Origin of the sequence: Burkholderia sp. AU18528 (assembly GCF_002223215.2) — a bacterium.
Classification (GTDB): domain Bacteria; phylum Pseudomonadota; class Gammaproteobacteria; order Burkholderiales; family Burkholderiaceae; genus Burkholderia; species Burkholderia semiarida.
In genome coordinates this window covers 994304-1010356 of the sequence record NZ_NKFC02000004.1, presented here as the reverse complement: position 1 = coordinate 1010356, position 16053 = coordinate 994304, and the positions used below count along the sequence as shown (strand labels likewise).

Here is a 16053-nt window from a genome sequence, read left to right as displayed (position 1 = left end):
GCCGCAGCAAAATGACGCCGTTCCAACCCCATTACGACTTCCGCCCCGCCCGCACGACGCCCTGCACCTCGCCGAGCAGCGTGCACGCGCGCTGCACCTGCGCCGAATTCGATACCTCGACCGTGAACTGCATGAACGCCGCATTGCGGCGGCTCTGGGTCTTCACGCCCACGACGTTGATCTTTTCGCGCGCGAACACTTCGGAGATATCGCGCAGCAACCCTTGCCGGTCGCTCGCCTCGATCATCAGGTCGACCGGATAGACGGACGCGCCGCGCCCGCCCAGCACGTCGGCCGACCACGTCGTCTGCAGCACGCGCTCCGGCGCGCGCTCGACCATCCGGCGAAACGTCGGGCAGTCGCTGCGGTGGATCGACATTCCCTTGCCGCGCGTGACGAAACCGCTGATCGGATCGGGCGGCGCCGGACGGCAGCAGCGCGCCAGTTGCGTCAGCAGCGCGTCGACGCCCACCACCAGCACGCCGGTCGACGCGCCGTGCGCGACGCTCGCACCGCTGCTGCGCTTCTCGAAATCGGCCGGCGCCTCGGGCGCCGGTTCCGGCGGCGGCGCATCGGACAGCGCGTGCTCGACGTTGCGCAGGCTGAACTCTTCCTTGCCGACGACCGAGAACAGTTCCTCGGGCGACTTGAAGCCGAGCTTCGCGGCGAGGTTGTCCAGGTTGACCGACGTCTTGCCCTCGCGCTGCAGCGTCTTTTCGACGAGCGCGCGGCCGTGCGCGACGTTTTCTTCCTGCTCGATCGAGTTGAACCACGCACGCACCTTCTGCCGCGCGCGCGAACTCTTCAGGTAACCGAGCTGCAGGTTCAGCCAGTCGCGCGACGGCCCGCCTTCCTTCACCGCAACGATCTCGACCGTCTGGCCGTTGGCGAGCGGCGTGTTCAGCGGCACCATCGCCCCGTCGACGCGCGCGCCACGGCAGCGATGGCCGAGCTCGCTGTGCAGGTGGTACGCGAAATCGACCGGCGTCGCGCCCTGCGGCAGCGCGATCACGCGCGCCTGCGGCGTCAGCACGTAGATGTGGTCGTCGTCGAGCGACGTCTCGCGCAATTGCGCCCACGCCTGGTCGCCCGACACTTCGGCGCCGTCCTCGACGTCGTCCTTCCATGCGAGCAACTGGCGCAGCCACGCGATCTTCTCGTCGTACTTGTCGCTCGCCGAGAACTGGCCGCCATAGCCGCGCGCGCCGGCCTCCTTGTAGCGCCAGTGCGCGGCGACGCCGTACTCCGCGAAACGATGCATCTCCTGCGTGCGGATCTGCACTTCGAACGCGCGGCCGTCGTCGCCGATCACGACCGTATGCAGCGACTTGTAGCCGTTCGGCTTCGGCCGCGAGATGTAGTCGTCGAACTCCTTCGGCACCGGCTGCCACAGGTGATGCACGATGCCGAGCACCGCGTAGCAATCCTTGATGTCGGGCACGATCACGCGAAACGCGCGCACGTCGTACAGCTCGGAGAAATCGAGCTCCTTGCCGCGCATCTTGCGCCAGATGCTGTAGATATGCTTCGGCCGGCCGCTCACGTCGGCCTGGATGTGCGCCTGCGCGAGCTCGTGCTGCAGCCGCGCGATCGCCTGCGTGACGTACGCCTCGCGCTCGATGCGCTTTTCGTCGAGCAGCTTCGCGATCCGCTTGTAGGTGACGGGATCCTCGAAGCGGAACGCGAGATCCTCGAGTTCCCACTTCAGTTGCCAGATACCGAGACGGTTCGCGAGCGGCGCATAGATCTCGAGCGTCTCGCGCGCGACGTCGGGCGGCGGATCGAGCTTCGCGGCCGCGTAGTAGCGCAGCGACTGCAACCGCGACGCGAGCCGGATCAGCACCACGCGGATGTCCTGCGCGAAGGCGAGCAGCATCTTGCGCAGCGCCTCGATCTGCGTGCGCCGCTCCTCCGCCGCGTCGCGCCCGGCGTCGGGCTTCGCGTTCTGCGCGGCGCGCAGGCTGACGGTACCGAGCCGCAACAGCTTGCGCACGTCGGCCACGAGCCGCGCGACCTCGTCGCCGAAACGCTCGGTCAGCTCGCGCTCGGGGTCGCTCAGGTGCGGCGTCAGCACGAACAGCGCGGCGGCCTGCATCGCGTGCGGATCGACGTTCAGCGTGCGCATGATCGCCGCCGTGCCCGCCGAGTGATCGGCGAGCAGCTCGCCCGACGACAGGCGCGCGTCGCCGGCCCGCTCGCGCACGAACGCGAGCACGTCGTCGAACGACGGCGCCGCGACGGGAGAAGCGGAAACGGATTCGGTCATGGCACGGCCTGCCGGAATACGGTCATCGTCGGATAACGCTCAGCTCCGCTGCGCGGCGACGACCACGATCTCGACGAGCAGCGCCGGATCGGCGAGCTTCGCCTCGACGGTCGCGCGCGGCGGCGTGTTGCCCGGTGCGACCCATGCGTCCCACTCCGCATTCATGCCTTCGAAGTTCGCGAGATCCGAGATGTAGATCTGCACCGACAGCAGATGCGCCTTGTCGCTGTTCGCTTCGGCGAGCAGGCGATCGATGTGGCCGAGCACTTCGCGCGTCTGGCCGCGGATGTCCTGCGTGGTGTCTTCGGCGATCTGGCCGGCCAGATACACGGTACCGTTGTGGATCGCGGTTTCGGAGAGACGGGCCCCGACGTGGTGACGAATGACTGCCATGAAATGTTCCGGTCGTGATGGGTAAGGAATCGGGCGGCGGCACGGCCCACGTGCCGCCGAACCGCATATTATGACGCGTTTATGCGTCGCCTTCGACGAAAAACCGCCGCGCGAGCGCAATCTGGTCGGCGCTGACGAACGCCGGCGCGTGGCCCGCGCCCGGAATCTCGACCTGCGTCACATGCCGGCCGCGACGCACCATTTCATCCGCCGTCTCGCGCGACAGCAGGTCGGACGTCTCGCCGCGCACGACGAGCAGCGTCGCGTCCGTCGTCTCGATCGCGCGCCACAGCGCGGCCTCGCCGAGCGCGGCCAGCTCGGGCGTCGTCGCCTTGAACGGCTCGGCGATGCGCGGGTCGTAGCGCATCGTCCAGCCGCCTTCGGGCAATTCGTGCAGCAGCGGCCCGTTGATCTCGCGCCACTCGTCGGCGCTCAGCGCACCGAACGGCAGCGACAGCGACGTCAGATAGTCGATTCCCTCCTGCTCGGTCGCAAAGCGCGGCTGCACGCCGAGGTACTCGCCGATGCGCGTCAGCGAATCGGGCTCGATGCGCGGGCCGACGTCGTTGACGATCATCCGGCGCAGCGGCGAACCCGGCAGCCCGGCGAGCGCCATGCCGATCAGCCCGCCCATCGACGTGCCGAACCAGTCGACCGATTCGACGTCGAGCCGTGCAATCAGCGTAACCATGTCGGCCACGTACTGCGGAATCGCATAGAGCCGCGGATCGGCCAGCCGATCGGACCGGCCACGCCCGACGACATCGGGGCAGACGACGCGATACGTATCCGACAGCGCAGCGGCAAGCCGGTCGAAATCGCGCCCGGAGCGCGTCAGGCCGTGCACGCAGACGAGCACGCGCGGATTCGCGGGATCGCCCCACTCGGTATAGGCGACATGGTGAAGGCCGGCCGCGCTTGCACACTGCACGCGCCGCTGGCGGGGAACCGCGGGATTCGCTGGGGTCGTTGGCATCGTTGGCATCCTGTCGAACGGGGGCGACGCGCAGGGCAACGCTTGCGGCGCCCGATGCAAACGATTGTAAACCGCTTCGGAATCACGAGGCGCCACGCGCCCGGCGCACCGCCCGGGACGGGTTCAAGCGTCGCGGCGCCACGCGTGACGCAACTGCTCGCGCAGGAAATCGACGAACGTCCGCACGCGCAACGGCACATGGCGGCCGCCGGGATAGACGGCATGCAGCGGCGCCGCGGGCGCCTCGAAGGCCGGCAGCACGCGCACGAGCCGACCGGCATCGAGATCGGCGCCGACGTCCCAGATCGACTTCAATGCAATGCCCGCGCCTTCGAGCGCCAGCGTGCGCGCCGCGCCGCCGTCGTTCGTCAGCAGCGCGGCCGTGACCTCGACCGCCACGTCGCCTTGCGCGCCGTCGAACCGCCATTCGGCACGCGGCTGGTCGCCCATCACGATGCATCGGTGCGCGCGGAGCTCGGCCGGATGAGCCGGCCGCCCGTGCGCCGCGAGATAGCCCGGTGACGCGCACAGCACGCGATGATTCGGCGCCAGCTCGCGCGCGATCATCGTCGAATCGGCAAGATTGCCGATTCGCACGGCGACGTCGATGTCGGCTGCGAGCAGATCGACGACCGCATCGGTCAGCACCAGCTGCACGGTCAATTGCGGATGTCGCTGCTGAAAGGCCGCCACGAGCGGCGCGATGCGCAGGCGGCCGAGCTCGCCGGGCGCCGTCACGCGCAGCACGCCGCTGACCGTGCCGCGACGATCGCGCATCAGCGTTTCGGCATGCTCGACCTCGGCCAGGATGCGCAGCACCTGCGCGTGAAACTGCGCGCCGTCGTCGGTGAGCGTTTGCTGCCGCGTCGTCCGGTGCAGCAGGCGCACGCCGAGCCGCGACTCGAGATGCGCGAGCCGCTTGCTGACGACGGACAACGACAGGTCGAGCTCGCGCGCCGCCGCCGACAGGCTGCCGGCCGACACGATCCGCGCGAAGGTATCGAGCGCCGGAAAATCGTCGATGAGCGTCATGGTGCCAGCCTCGCTTCAATCTTTCCTTTTTTCGAAGAATCCATTCGCCTTTTGCCCGTATTTGCATGTAGAACGGAAACCTACCATACCTGTTCCGCGTCGTCGCATGACGCTCTTCACAGGACCCTCGAAATCATGTCGATCCGCCTTCGTTCGGCCGCCCGCCCCGTCGCGCACGCATTCGCGGCAGCCGCTTGCGTCGTGGCACTCTGGCCCGCCGCGTCCCAGGCCGCCGATCTCGTCTCGCCGCACAGCCTGACCGTCGCGGCAGGCTTGCCGGCCGCGCAGGCTCGCGCGCAAATCCTGGCCGCGCGCCGCTACGGCAGCTTCTGGAACACCGGCGACCCCGCCCTCGCCCGCGCGGCGCTCGCAGACGACTTCACCGACCAAACCCTGCCGCCCGGCCGCGAACAAGGCATCGCGGGGCCGATCGCGGCCTCCGGCACGATGCGCGGCGCGATCCCGGACCTGCGCTGCGACATCGAACAGATGATCGTGGCAGGCGACCGGGTCGTCGTGCACCTGCATTTCCGCGGGCATTTCACCGGCGCATTCAACGGAACGGCCGGGCGCGGACAGGCAATCGACTTCATCGCGACCGATATCTACCGGATCGATCACGGCCGGATCGCGGAAAACTGGCACATCGAGGACAACCTGACGCTGATGCGTCAGCTCGGGCTCGTCGGCTGACGGAGGGGACGATGACTCACGATAACGACACGCCCGCGACACCCCTGCCGCGCCGCACGTTCCTGGCCCAGGCCGGCGCCGGGCTCGCTGCCGGCGTCGCGCTGGCCGCAGGCACGCCCCTGCCTGCCACCGCCGCGCCGACGCCGGCGCCCGCGGCGCCGGGCGCCGCGCCGTTCTGGCCGGACGGCGCGCGGCTCGTGATCTCGATCTCGATGCAGTTCGAGGCGGGCGGACAACCTCCGACCGGCGCGGACAGCCCGTTTCCGGCCGTCGCGTTTCCGCCGTCGGTGCCGATCGATCTCGCGTCGGCCACCTGGTTCGCGTATGGGTACCGGGAAGGCATTCCGCGCCTGCTCGATCTGTGGGATCGACACGGCGTGAAAGTGACGTCGCACATGATCGGGGAAGCCGCGCGCCGGCACCCCGAACTGGCGCGCGAGATCGTGTCGCGCGGCCACGAAGCCGCCGCGCACGGCCCGACGTGGCGCGCGCAATTCGCGATGAGCCGCGACGACGAGCGCCGCTTCCTGACCGAAGCGCGCGACATGGTCGAAGCGGTGACCGGCCAGCGCCCGACCGGCTACAACTGCAACTGGCTGCGGCGCGGGCCGCATACGTTGTCGCTGCTGCACGAACTCGGCTACGTGTATCACATCGACGACGTCAGTCGCGACGAACCGTTCATCGAGACCGTCGATGGTCGCGATTTCGCGGTGGTTCCGTACACGCTGCGCAACAACGACATCCTGCTGATCGAAGGCCGCAACTACTCGCCGACGATGTTCGTCGAGCAGATCAAGCTCGATTTCGACCAGTTGTACGCGGAAGCCGGCCACAGGCGGCGGCTGATGTCGATCAGTGCGCACGACCGGATCAGCGGCACGCCGCAGATGGTCCGTGCGTGGGACGATTTCCTGCACTACGCGCGATCACACCCGGGTGTCGCTTTCATGCGCAAGGACGACATTGCGCGCTTCGCGCTGCATAGCCCGTCGACGCTGCGCGAAACCGAAACGATCTGACCGGATGCCGTTCAACTCATCACCCAGGAAAGACCTTCATGAATGATCCGCTCCACGGAAAGAAAGTACTCGTCGTCGGAGGAAGCTCCGGCATCGGCGCCGCCACCGCGACGGCATTCGCGCAACGCGGCGCGCGCGTGACGATCGCGTCGCGCGATCCGGGCAGGTTCGCTATCGACGCCATACCGGGCGAGCACGTGCGAACCGAAACGCTCGACATCATCGATACGGCGAACGTCGACGCATTCTGCGCCCGCGCCGGCCAGTTCGATCACGTCGTGATTTCTGCCGCGAAGACGGCCACAGGCCCGGTCCGCGCGCTGCCGCTTGACGACGCGCAGGCGGCGATGGACAGCAAGTTCTGGGGCGCCTACCGCATCGCCCGCGCGATCGATATCGCGCCCGGCGGTTCGCTGACGTTCGTGTCGGGCTACCTCAGCGTGCGGCCGAGCGCGTCGTCGGTCCTGCAAGGCGCGATCAACGCGGCGCTCGAGGCGCTCGCCCGCGGGCTGGCGCTGGAGCTCGCGCCGGTGCGTGTGAATACCGTGTCGCCGGGCCTGATCGCGACGCCGCTGTGGGACAAGCTCGCTCCCGACGCACGCGACGCGATGTATGCGGGCGCCGCGCAGCGGCTGCCGGCACGCAGGGTCGGTCGGCCGGAGGATGTCGCGAATGCGATCGTGTACCTAGCGGCAACGCCTTATGCGACTGGCTCGACGGTGCTGATCGACGGCGGCGGCGCGATTGCGTGATACATACGGTCATGACAAAACGCCCCGCGTTCCGTCGGGAACGCGGGGCGTCGAGGATGACGCAACGAGGTAATGTCAGGCCACGGCACTGACGTCGAGCGGTGCGCCCGTCTTCGCCTGGATCTCGTCGACGCTCACGCCGTCGGCGAGCTCGAGCACCTTCAGCCCGGCCGGCGTCACCTCGATCACGCCGAGATCGGTGATGATCAGGTCGACCACGCCGACGCCCGTGAGCGGCAGGTTGCATTCGTCGAGGATCTTGTGCTGATCGCCCTTCGCGACATGCTCCATCAGCACGACGACGCGCTTCACGCCCGCGACGAGGTCCATCGCGCCGCCCATCCCCTTGATCATCTTGCCCGGGATCATCCAGTTCGCGAGGTCGCCCTGCTTGCTGACCTGCATCGCGCCGAGGATCGCGAGGTTGATGTGACCGCCGCGGATCATCGCGAACGAATCGGCCGACGAGAAGATCGACGAACCCGGCAGCGTCGTGACGGTCTGCTTGCCGGCGTTGATGAGATCGGCGTCGACTTCGTCCTCGGTCGGCGACGGGCCGATGCCGAGCAGGCCATTCTCCGACTGCAGCCACACCTCGACGCCTTCCGGCACGTGGTTCGCGACGAGCGTCGGCAGGCCGATGCCGAGGTTCACGTAGAAGCCGTCCTGCAGTTCCTTCGCCGCGCGCGCGGCCATCTGGTCACGATTCCAGGCCATGTCAGTCTCCTTTCGCGCGTACGACGCGTTGTTCGATGCGTTTCTCAGGCGTCGCGTTCAGCACGATACGCTGCACGAAGATGCCAGGCGTATGGATGTGGTCCGGATCGAGCGCGCCGTTCTCGACGATCTCCTCGACCTCGGCCACGGTGATCTTGCCGGCCATCGCGCACATCGGGTTGAAGTTGCGCGCGGTGCGGCGGTAGATCAGGTTGCCGGACTTGTCGGCCTTCCACGCCTTGACGAGCGCGACGTCGGCCGTCAGCGACGGCTCGAGCACGTAGTGGCGATCGCCGAACTGGCGCGTTTCCTTGCCTTCCGCGATCACGGTGCCGTAGCCGGTATTCGTGAAGAACGCGGGAATGCCCGCGCCACCCGCGCGCAGCTTTTCGGCGAGCGTGCCCTGCGGCGTGAATTCGAGCTCGAGCTCGCCGGCCAGATACTGGCGCTCGAACTCCTTGTTCTCGCCGACGTACGACGAGATCATCTTCTTGATCTGGCGCGTTTCCAGCAGCAGGCCAAGGCCGAAACCGTCGACGCCCGCGTTGTTGCTGATGCAGGTGATGCCCTTGACGGCCGAATCGCGCAACGCCGCGATCAGCGCCTCGGGAATGCCGCACAGGCCGAAGCCGCCCACCGCGAAGGTCTGTCCGTCGCGGACGATCCCCTCCAGCGCGGCAGCCGCGCTTGGATAGACTTTGTTCATCTGTTGTCCCTTCCTCTATGGAAACCAGCAAAACCGGTTCACGCGCCACGTGGCGCAAGCCCGCCGCACCATTCTATGCATGCGCGGCGATGCCTGCGTCGAAGCGCGCTGTTTTTATGTCGCGACACACCGCCGCGAGATGCCTGAAAGGGTACGATGTGACGCCGATGCGGCACAATACGCAAAAATACATAAGCATTTGCCTCCGCTTGCCTGCGCCATGCCCGAGCTCGATTACCAGACCGCCTTCCACCTCGCGCCGCTCGGCCTCGTGCTGTCGCGCGACCGGGTGATCGAGGATTGCAACGACGCGCTCGCGTCGATCTTCCGCTGCGCACGGGCCGACCTGATCGGGAAATCGTACGCGGTGCTCTACCCGTCGACGGACGAATTCCAGCGCATCGGCGAGCGCATCGCCCGCGTGATGGTCGCGAACGGCGTCTACTCGGATGACAGAATCATGAAACGCGCGGACGGCGAGCTGTTCTGGTGCCACGTGACGGGCCGCGCGCTCGACCGCACCGCGCCACTCTCGGCGGGCGTCTGGACCTTCGAGGATTTGAGCGCGACGCGCCGCGTCGCGGTGGAGCTGACCCCGCGCGAGCGCGAGATCGCCGCCCAGCTCGCGACCGGCAAGACCAGCAAGCAGATCGGGCGCGTGCTCGACATCAGCTCACGCACGGTCGACATCTATCGCGCGCGGCTGATGCGCAAATACGGGACGAACAACACGCCGGAACTGCTGCAGCGCCTGCTCGGGCAGTAAACGCGCATTGCATAGCATCGCGACGCGCGAATGACGATCGGCCGCGCGCGGCGGCCGATCCGGGGAAACATCGGGCACGGCGCGCCACCGGCGGCCTTGCGCAGGCCTGCCGGTATCCGCGCTCAGCCGACTTTCGTCGCGAGCGCGCGCTCGATCGTGTCGCGCAGCAGTGGCGGCAGCGGCACCGACTTGCCGAGCGCGTAGTCGACCCACACGCAGCGCGCGTTGCCGCGTGCATAGACATGCTGCGGATCGTCCGCGCGCGTGAGCTCGAAGCCGGTGTCGAAACTGCTTCGGCCGGGCTTTGCAGCCGACATCTTCGCGATCACGTCACCCGGATAGTGCAGTTGCTTCAGGAACTCCATCGACGCGGTGACGATGACGGGCCCCTGCCCCTCGCCGTTGCCGCCCGCAATGCCGAGCTGCTCGAACCACGAGATCCGCGCCTGCTCCATGTAGCGGAAATAGACCGTGTTGTTCACATGGCCGAACGCGTCCATGTCGCCCCAGCGGATCGGCATCGACATCTCAAAAACGGGAGAGTAATCGCTTGTTGCGCTCATTGCAGTCTTCTTTGTTGCGAAATGTCATCCGCTCACGCGAGGCCGAAGCCGTCGTCCGCGGAGATGATCGAGCCATTGATGAACTGCGACTCGTCGGCCGCGAGCAGCAACAACAGCCCGTCGAGATCCTGCGGCTTGCCGACGCGCCGGCGCGGCAGCATCGACTGCAGCTTCTGGCCCTGCTCGGTTTCCCACAGGTAATGATTGATTTCGGTATCGATATAGCCGGGACAGATCGCGTTCACGTTGATGCCGTGGCGGCCCCACTCCAGCGCCATCGCGCGCGTCATCTGCACGACCGCCGCCTTGCTCATCGCGTACAGCCCGATCTGCGGAAACACGCGCAGCCCGGCCACCGACGCGATGTTGATGATCCGGCACGGCGGCTTGCCGTTGCCGCCGCCGTTCGCGCGCATGATCATCCGCTTCGCGACTTCCTGCGCGACGAAAAACGCGCCGCGCGTGTTCGTATCGAACACGAATTCGAAATCCGCCGGGGTGACGTCGACGAGCTTCTGCATCGTCGACACACCCGAATTGTTCACGAGGATGTCGATCGTGCCGGCTTCCGTCTCCGCATGCGCGACGGCCGCCTTGATGCTCTGGACGTCGGTCACGTCGAGCGACACGACGTGCGCGGCACCGCCCGCCGCCTCGATCTCCGCACGCAGCTCCTTCAGGCGCTCGACGCGGCGGCTCGCGAGCACGACCTTCGCGCCGGCCTGCGACAGCACCTGCGCAAAACGCTGCCCGAGGCCGCTCGACGCGCCCGTGACCAGCGCAACCTTGCCTTCCAGATTGATCGATCGACCCATTTGCACATCCCCTTTCGATGTCGTTGCGCCAGCCCGGGCTGGCACAGCCCGAGCGGCATTACCCTAGCACAAAAAATAGAACGATCGTGCTAATCTACCTGCATGTTGTTGCGGCAAGCGTTTCGTTTCGCAGACAATACGCTCCCGAATAAAAGCATTCTAACGGTTAGAGGAACGCCAATGACCCCCGCAAGCCTCATCGAGCAATACGGCCCGCGCGAATCGATGGAATACGACGTCGTGATCGTCGGCGGCGGCCCCGCCGGGCTGTCGGCGGCGATCCGGCTCAAGCAGCTGGCCGCCGAGAAAGGCGCCGAGATCGGCGTGTGCGTGCTCGAGAAAGGTTCCGAGATCGGCGCGCACATCCTGTCGGGCGCGGTGATGGACCCGCGGGCGATCACCGAGCTGTTTCCCGACTGGAAAGAACGCGGCGCGCCGCTCGACGTCGAGGTGACGGAAGACCGCTTCCTGTTCCTGTCCGAGAAGAGCGCGGTCACGACGCCGAACTGGGCGCTGCCCGACAACTTCAAGAATCACGGCAACTACGTGATCTCGCTGGGCAACGTCACGCGCTGGCTCGGCCAGCAGGCCGAGGCGCTGGGCGTGGAAATCTTCCCGGGCTTCCCCGCCGCGGAGATCCTCTACAACGACGACGGTTCGGTCAAAGGCGTCGCCACCGGCAACATGGGCGTGGGCAAGGACGGCGAGCCGACCGAGAACTTCCAGCTCGGCATGGAGCTGCACGCGAAGTACACGCTGTTCGCCGAAGGCTGCCGCGGCCACCTCGGCCGCCAGTTGATCGCGAAGTTCAAGCTCGACGCGAATGCGGATCCGCAGGCGTACGGGATCGGCATCAAGGAACTGTGGGAAATCGATCCGGCCAAGCACAAGCCGGGCCTCGTGATCCACACGGCCGGCTGGCCGCTGAAGTCCGATACGTACGGCGGCTCGTTCCTGTATCACATGGACAACAATCAGGTGGTGGTCGGCTTCGTCGTGGGCCTCGGCTACACGAACCCGTACCTGTCGCCGTTCGAGGAATTCCAGCGCTACAAGACGCATCCGTCGATCCGCGCATTCCTCGAAGGCGGCAAGCGCGTGTCGTACGGCGCGCGCGCGATCACGGCCGGCGGCCTGCTGTCGCTGCCGAAGACGGTGTTCCCGGGCGGCGCGCTGATCGGCGACGACGCGGGCTTTTTGAACGCATCGCGGATCAAGGGCAGCCATGCGGCGATCAAGACCGGGATGCTGGCGGCCGATGCGGCATTCGACGCGGTGCAGGCCGGGCGTCAGTCGGACGAGCTGAACGCGTACCCGGACGCGTTCAAGCAATCGTGGCTGTACACGGAGCTGTACCGCGCGCGCAACTTCAAGCAGTGGATGGCCAAGGGCCTGTATCTGGGCACGCTGATGGTCGGGCTCGAGCAGAAGGTGATGGGCGGCAACGTGCCGTGGACGCTGCATCACCAGCACGCGGACCACGAGATGCTGAAGCCGGCGTCGCAATGCGAGCCGATCGACTATCCGAAGCCGGACGGCAAGCTGACGTTCGATCGCCTCTCGTCGGTGTTCATCTCGAACACGAACCACGAGGAAAACCAGCCGGCGCACCTGACGCTGAAGGACGCGAGCGTGCCGGTGAACGTGAACCTGCGTACGTACGCGGGGCCGGAGGCGCGTTTCTGCCCGGCGGCGGTGTACGAGTTCGTGAAGAACGACGACGGCGGCGATCGGCTCGTGATCAACGCGCAGAACTGCGTGCACTGCAAGACCTGCGACATCAAGGACCCGACGCAGAACATCGTGTGGGTCACGCCCGAAGGCGGCGGCGGGCCGAATTACCCGAACATGTAACGACCGGAACGCGCCGCCACGAGCGGCGCGTTTTGCGTGGGTCACGGCATACCGCCGCAAACGAAACGGGGCGCTGCATCACGCAGCGCCCCGCTTGCATTCATCGTTTGCCGGACGAGGCGACACGCGCCGCGCCCCCACCTGCTTTGTATCAGGTCGCGCTGCCGGCGATCTTCGGCGTCGACGTCTCGACGTCGCCGCACTGCGCACGATGGCGCAGCGCATGGTCGATCAGCACCAGTGCGAGCATCGATTCGGCGATCGGCGTCGCACGAATGCCGACGCACGGATCGTGGCGGCCAAAGGTTTCGACCGTCGCCTCTTCGCCGGACTTCGTGATCGAGCGGCGCGGCGTGCGGATGCTCGACGTCGGCTTGATCGCGATCGACACGGTGATGTCCTGGCCCGTCGAAATCCCGCCGAGCACGCCGCCCGCGTGGTTGCCGACGAAGCCGGCCGGCGTCAGTTCGTCGCCGTGCACCGAGCCGCGCTGCGCGACGCTGTCGAAGCCCGCGCCGATCTCGACGCCCTTCACCGCGTTGATGCTCATCATCGCCTTCGCGATATCGGCATCGAGCCGGTCGAACACCGGTTCGCCCCAGCCGACCGGCACGCCCGACGCGACGACGTCGATGCGCGCGCCGATCGAATCGCCGTCCTTGCGCAGCGCGTCCATGTAGGCTTCGAGCTCCGGCACGACCGCCGCGTTCGGCGAGAAGAACGGGTTCTCGTGCACGTGCGACCAGTCGACGAACGGCACGTCGATCTCGCCGAGGGCGCTCATGTAGCCGCGCACCTCGACTCCGAAGCGCTCGCGCAGCCACTTCTTCGCGACCGCGCCGGCGCCGACGATCGGCGCCGTCAGGCGCGCGGACGAGCGGCCACCGCCGCGGTAGTCGCGGATGCCGTATTTCTGCCAGTAGGTGTAGTCGGCGTGGCCGGGACGGAACGTCTCGACGATGTTGCCGTAATCCTTGCTGCGCTGGTCGGTATTGCGGATCAGCAGCGCGATCGGCGTGCCGGTCGTCACGCCTTCGAACACGCCCGACAGGATCTCGACCTCGTCGGCCTCCTGCCGTTGCGTCACGTGCCGCGACGTGCCCGGCTTGCGGCGATCGAGTTCGACCTGGATGTCGGCTTCGGTCAACCCCATCCCCGGCGGGCAGCCGTCGATCACGCATCCGATCGCGGGACCGTGCGATTCGCCGAAGGTCGTGACAGTGAAAAGCGTGCCGAGGGTATTGCCGGACATGATGGAACCGCCCAAAGAGAAATGGGCAAACCGATGCGCTGCCGGGGCCGCGGGCAGGTCGATCGTTTGCCGGTCGAAAAAGAGGTAAACCGCTATTATGCCAGCCGTCCCGGGCCCGCGGGCTGTGTGAACCGTTCAGATCACCCGGGCAGGCCGTGGCCGCGGCGTGGCCTGCGGTCGCTCGGCCGCACCAGGGCCGGGCGGGCCGTGCGGCTCGCCGCGCTCGTCGCCGCGCGGCAACCGGTTACCGGCAACCCGCACCCGGCCGCCCCGCCTACTTCCGCGCGCCGCGCAGCTCGGTCACTGCCGCCTGCAGCGCTTCGGGCGTCGCGATCGACGCCGGGATCGGCTCGCCGACCGCCAGCGTCAGCCGGCTCATCACGCCGCGCTTGATCGGCCGCGGCATCCGCGCATCGGCATGCCGCGAAAAATAGCTGCCCCACAGCCCGCGCAGCGCCATCGGGATCACCGGCGCCGGCGTGCGGCTCAGGATCTCGGTGATGCCGTGGTGAAACGTATTGATGTCGCCCGTCTTCGTCAGCTTGCCCTCGGGGAAGATGCACACGAGTTCGCCGTCCTTCAGTGCTGCCTCGCACAGGTCGTACGCACGCGCGAGCATCGCGGGATCCTCGTGGCGCGGCGCGATCGGGATCGCCTTCGCGTGCCGGAATACCCAGCTCGCGAAACGCGTCTTGAAGATCCGGTGATCCATCACGAAACGAATCGGCCGGGGGCTCGCGGCGGCCAGCACGAGCGCATCGACGTAGCTGACGTGATTGCACACGAGCACCGCCGCCCCTTCCGCCGGAATCCGCTCCGCGTGCACGAGGCGAATCCGGTAGAAGGTGTGCACGAGCACCCACGCGACGAAGCGCAGCAGGAACTCGGGCACGAGCAGGTAGATATACGTCGCGACGACCACGTTCAGCAGCGCGGTGACGAGGAACAGCCCCGGGATGTCGACGCCTGCCTTGGTCAACCCCATCGCCATCACGGCCGACAGGATCATGAACAGCGCGTTGAGGATGTTGTTCGCGGCGATGATCCGCGCGCGGTGGGTCGGCGCGCTGCGGCTCTGGATCAGCGCGTACAGCGGCACGCTGTAGAAGCCGCCGAACATCGCGAGCAGGAACAGGTCGGCGAGAATCCGCCAGTGGCGCGCACCGGCCAGGAATTCGCCGACCGACAGCAGATGGCCGGGCGACGGCAGCGCGTGGCTCGCGAAATACAGCTCGATGGCGAACACGCTGATGCCGATCGAGCCGAGCGGCACGAGGCCGATCTCGACGCGCCGCTGCGACAGCCGCTCGCACAGCAGCGAGCCGAGGCCGATGCCGACGGAGAAGGTCGCGAGCAGGATCGTGACGACGTCGGGGCTGGCGGACAGCACGTCCTTCGCGAAATTGAAGAACGACGTGAGGAACGTCGCGCCGACGAACCACAGCCACGAGATGCCGAGCAGGCTCAGGAACACCGTGCGGTTCTGGCGCGCGAGCTTCAGGTTGCGCCAGGTCTCGCTGACCGGGTTCCAGTTGATCACGAGGTCGGGCTGCGGCGCGGGCGTGGGCGGCACGCGCTGCGCGACGAGCCGCCCCGCCAGCGCGATGACGACGACGCTCACCGCGAGCACGCGTTCGCCGCTGCCTTCGATGCCGGCCGCCGCGCCGCCGATGATCGTGCCGATCAGGATCGCGATGAACGTGCCCATCTCGACGAGCCCGTTGCCGCCGACCAGCTCATGTTCGCCGAGATGCTGCGGCAGGTACGAATACTTGACGGGCCCGAACAGCGTCGAGTGCATGCCCATCATGAACGTGCACAGATACAGCAGCGTCGCGCTGTGCGTGACGAAGCCGGCCGCGCCGACCAGCATCAGCACGATCTCGAACGATTTCACGAAACGCGTGAGAGTCGCCTTGTCGTATTTGTCGGCGATCTGGCCGGAGGTGGCCGAGAACAGCACGAACGGCAGAATGAAGATCGCGGAAATCAGGAACGCGGCCGTCTTCGCATCGACGCCGGAAAACCGTGCGGTGTGATACGTGACGAGCGACGTGAAGCCGATCTTGAAGACGTTGTCGTTCAGCGCGCCGAGGAACTGGGTCGTGAAGAACGGCGCGAAGCGGCGCTCGCGCAGCAGGTCGAACTGCGATGCGTGGGCGCGCCGTTCGTCGCGCCGCCCCGAAGTGGCTTGCGTGTGATCGCTCATGCGGAATACGCGCGCATCGTCTGGGCGAAGCTGCGCG

At 67.2% G+C, this 16053-nt stretch carries 15 protein-coding genes; 5 read left to right on the top strand and 10 right to left on the bottom strand.

Annotation, left to right across the window (positions count from 1 at the left end):
• Positions 1-31: 31 nt before the first annotated feature.
• From CFB52_RS07425 to CFB52_RS07410, 4 genes are all read right to left on the bottom strand, one after another.
• Complete coding sequence (locus CFB52_RS07425; protein WP_059575806.1) at positions 32-2266, bottom strand: bifunctional (p)ppGpp synthetase/guanosine-3',5'-bis(diphosphate) 3'-pyrophosphohydrolase; 2235 nt, start codon at positions 2264-2266, stop codon at positions 32-34.
• A 39-nt stretch (positions 2267-2305) separates the two neighbouring features.
• Positions 2306-2659 carry a RidA family protein gene (locus tag CFB52_RS07420; RefSeq protein WP_006486103.1) on the bottom strand — a complete coding sequence of 118 codons (354 nt, stop codon included), beginning with the start codon at positions 2657-2659 and terminating at the stop codon, positions 2306-2308.
• Positions 2660-2738: 79 nt separating this feature from the next.
• On the bottom strand, positions 2739-3635 hold the full coding sequence (locus CFB52_RS07415; protein WP_060318229.1) for an alpha/beta fold hydrolase: 897 nt from the start codon (positions 3633-3635) through the stop codon (positions 2739-2741).
• A 123-nt stretch (positions 3636-3758) separates the two neighbouring features.
• A complete protein-coding gene (locus CFB52_RS07410; protein WP_099316343.1) occupies positions 3759-4667 on the bottom strand; it encodes a LysR family transcriptional regulator in 909 nt (302 codons plus the stop codon).
• 135 nt (positions 4668-4802) lie between these two features.
• Between CFB52_RS07410 and CFB52_RS07405 the strand changes: the two genes are divergently transcribed.
• The 3 genes from CFB52_RS07405 to CFB52_RS07395 are packed head-to-tail and all read left to right on the top strand — an operon-like array spanning position 4803 to position 7134.
• Positions 4803-5360, top strand: a complete 558-nt coding sequence (locus tag CFB52_RS07405; protein ID WP_099316342.1) for an ester cyclase — start codon at positions 4803-4805, stop codon at positions 5358-5360.
• 11 nt (positions 5361-5371) lie between these two features.
• Positions 5372-6382 (top strand): polysaccharide deacetylase family protein, encoded by a 1011-nt coding sequence (locus CFB52_RS07400; protein WP_099316341.1) that lies wholly within the window; start codon positions 5372-5374, stop codon positions 6380-6382.
• A gap of 38 nt (positions 6383-6420) precedes the next feature.
• The gene (locus CFB52_RS07395; protein WP_099316340.1) at positions 6421-7134 is read left to right on the top strand and encodes an SDR family oxidoreductase; all 714 of its coding nucleotides are present in this window, start codon (positions 6421-6423) and stop codon (positions 7132-7134) included.
• Positions 7135-7209: 75 nt separating this feature from the next.
• Here CFB52_RS07395 and CFB52_RS07390 read toward each other — a convergent pair whose 3' ends face one another.
• Together CFB52_RS07390 and CFB52_RS07385 are read right to left on the bottom strand one after the other, a co-directional pair.
• Positions 7210-7851: a CoA transferase subunit B gene (locus tag CFB52_RS07390; RefSeq protein ID WP_059575820.1), complete on the bottom strand. Its 642-nt coding sequence runs from the start codon at positions 7849-7851 to the stop codon at positions 7210-7212.
• 1 nt (position 7852) lies between these two features.
• Positions 7853-8557, bottom strand: a complete 705-nt coding sequence (locus CFB52_RS07385; RefSeq protein ID WP_059638825.1) for a CoA transferase subunit A — start codon at positions 8555-8557, stop codon at positions 7853-7855.
• 220 nt (positions 8558-8777) lie between these two features.
• Here CFB52_RS07385 and CFB52_RS07380 point away from each other — a divergent pair, with 220 nt between their 5' ends.
• Entirely contained in the window at positions 8778-9323 is a 546-nt protein-coding gene (locus tag CFB52_RS07380) for a LuxR C-terminal-related transcriptional regulator (RefSeq protein ID WP_059575823.1), read from the top strand.
• A gap of 122 nt (positions 9324-9445) precedes the next feature.
• On the opposite strand, the gene CFB52_RS07375 is transcribed toward CFB52_RS07380, so the two are convergent.
• Positions 9446-9886, bottom strand: coding sequence for a thioesterase family protein (locus tag CFB52_RS07375; protein ID WP_059575825.1), 441 nt, complete (start codon positions 9884-9886; stop codon positions 9446-9448).
• Between the two features lie 32 nt (positions 9887-9918).
• Positions 9919-10701, bottom strand: coding sequence for an SDR family oxidoreductase (locus tag CFB52_RS07370; protein WP_011545236.1), 783 nt, complete (start codon positions 10699-10701; stop codon positions 9919-9921).
• Between the two features lie 180 nt (positions 10702-10881).
• Between CFB52_RS07370 and CFB52_RS07365 the strand changes: the two genes are divergently transcribed.
• Positions 10882-12555 carry an electron transfer flavoprotein-ubiquinone oxidoreductase gene (locus tag CFB52_RS07365; RefSeq protein WP_060965947.1) on the top strand — a complete coding sequence of 558 codons (1674 nt, stop codon included), beginning with the start codon at positions 10882-10884 and terminating at the stop codon, positions 12553-12555.
• Between the two features lie 151 nt (positions 12556-12706).
• Here CFB52_RS07365 and aroC read toward each other — a convergent pair whose 3' ends face one another.
• Both aroC and CFB52_RS07355 read right to left on the bottom strand, forming a co-directional pair.
• A complete protein-coding gene (aroC, locus tag CFB52_RS07360) occupies positions 12707-13807 on the bottom strand; it encodes a chorismate synthase (protein ID WP_059575828.1) in 1101 nt (366 codons plus the stop codon).
• Between the two features lie 274 nt (positions 13808-14081).
• Positions 14082-16016, bottom strand: a complete 1935-nt coding sequence (locus CFB52_RS07355) for an MFS transporter (RefSeq protein ID WP_099316339.1) — start codon at positions 16014-16016, stop codon at positions 14082-14084.
• Positions 16017-16053 lie beyond the last annotated feature (37 nt).

Bases quoted from the DNA above. Each gene is read 5' to 3' on its own strand.
- CFB52_RS07425 (WP_059575806.1), bottom strand. From the start codon at position 2,266: ATGACCGAATCCGTTTCCGCTTCTCCCGTCGCGGCGCCGTCGTTCGAC.
- CFB52_RS07420 (WP_006486103.1), bottom strand. From the start codon at position 2,659: ATGGCAGTCATTCGTCACCACGTCGGGGCCCGTCTCTCCGAAACCGCG.
- CFB52_RS07415 (WP_060318229.1), bottom strand. From the start codon at position 3,635: ATGCCAACGACCCCAGCGAATCCCGCGGTTCCCCGCCAGCGGCGCGTG.
- CFB52_RS07410 (WP_099316343.1), bottom strand. From the start codon at position 4,667: ATGACGCTCATCGACGATTTTCCGGCGCTCGATACCTTCGCGCGGATC.
- CFB52_RS07405 (WP_099316342.1), top strand. From the start codon at position 4,803: ATGTCGATCCGCCTTCGTTCGGCCGCCCGCCCCGTCGCGCACGCATTC.
- CFB52_RS07400 (WP_099316341.1), top strand. From the start codon at position 5,372: ATGACTCACGATAACGACACGCCCGCGACACCCCTGCCGCGCCGCACG.
- CFB52_RS07395 (WP_099316340.1), top strand. From the start codon at position 6,421: ATGAATGATCCGCTCCACGGAAAGAAAGTACTCGTCGTCGGAGGAAGC.
- CFB52_RS07390 (WP_059575820.1), bottom strand. From the start codon at position 7,851: ATGGCCTGGAATCGTGACCAGATGGCCGCGCGCGCGGCGAAGGAACTG.
- CFB52_RS07385 (WP_059638825.1), bottom strand. From the start codon at position 8,557: ATGAACAAAGTCTATCCAAGCGCGGCTGCCGCGCTGGAGGGGATCGTC.
- CFB52_RS07380 (WP_059575823.1), top strand. From the start codon at position 8,778: ATGCCCGAGCTCGATTACCAGACCGCCTTCCACCTCGCGCCGCTCGGC.
- CFB52_RS07375 (WP_059575825.1), bottom strand. From the start codon at position 9,886: ATGAGCGCAACAAGCGATTACTCTCCCGTTTTTGAGATGTCGATGCCG.
- CFB52_RS07370 (WP_011545236.1), bottom strand. From the start codon at position 10,701: ATGGGTCGATCGATCAATCTGGAAGGCAAGGTTGCGCTGGTCACGGGC.
- CFB52_RS07365 (WP_060965947.1), top strand. From the start codon at position 10,882: ATGACCCCCGCAAGCCTCATCGAGCAATACGGCCCGCGCGAATCGATG.
- aroC (WP_059575828.1), bottom strand. From the start codon at position 13,807: ATGTCCGGCAATACCCTCGGCACGCTTTTCACTGTCACGACCTTCGGC.
- CFB52_RS07355 (WP_099316339.1), bottom strand. From the start codon at position 16,016: ATGAGCGATCACACGCAAGCCACTTCGGGGCGGCGCGACGAACGGCGC.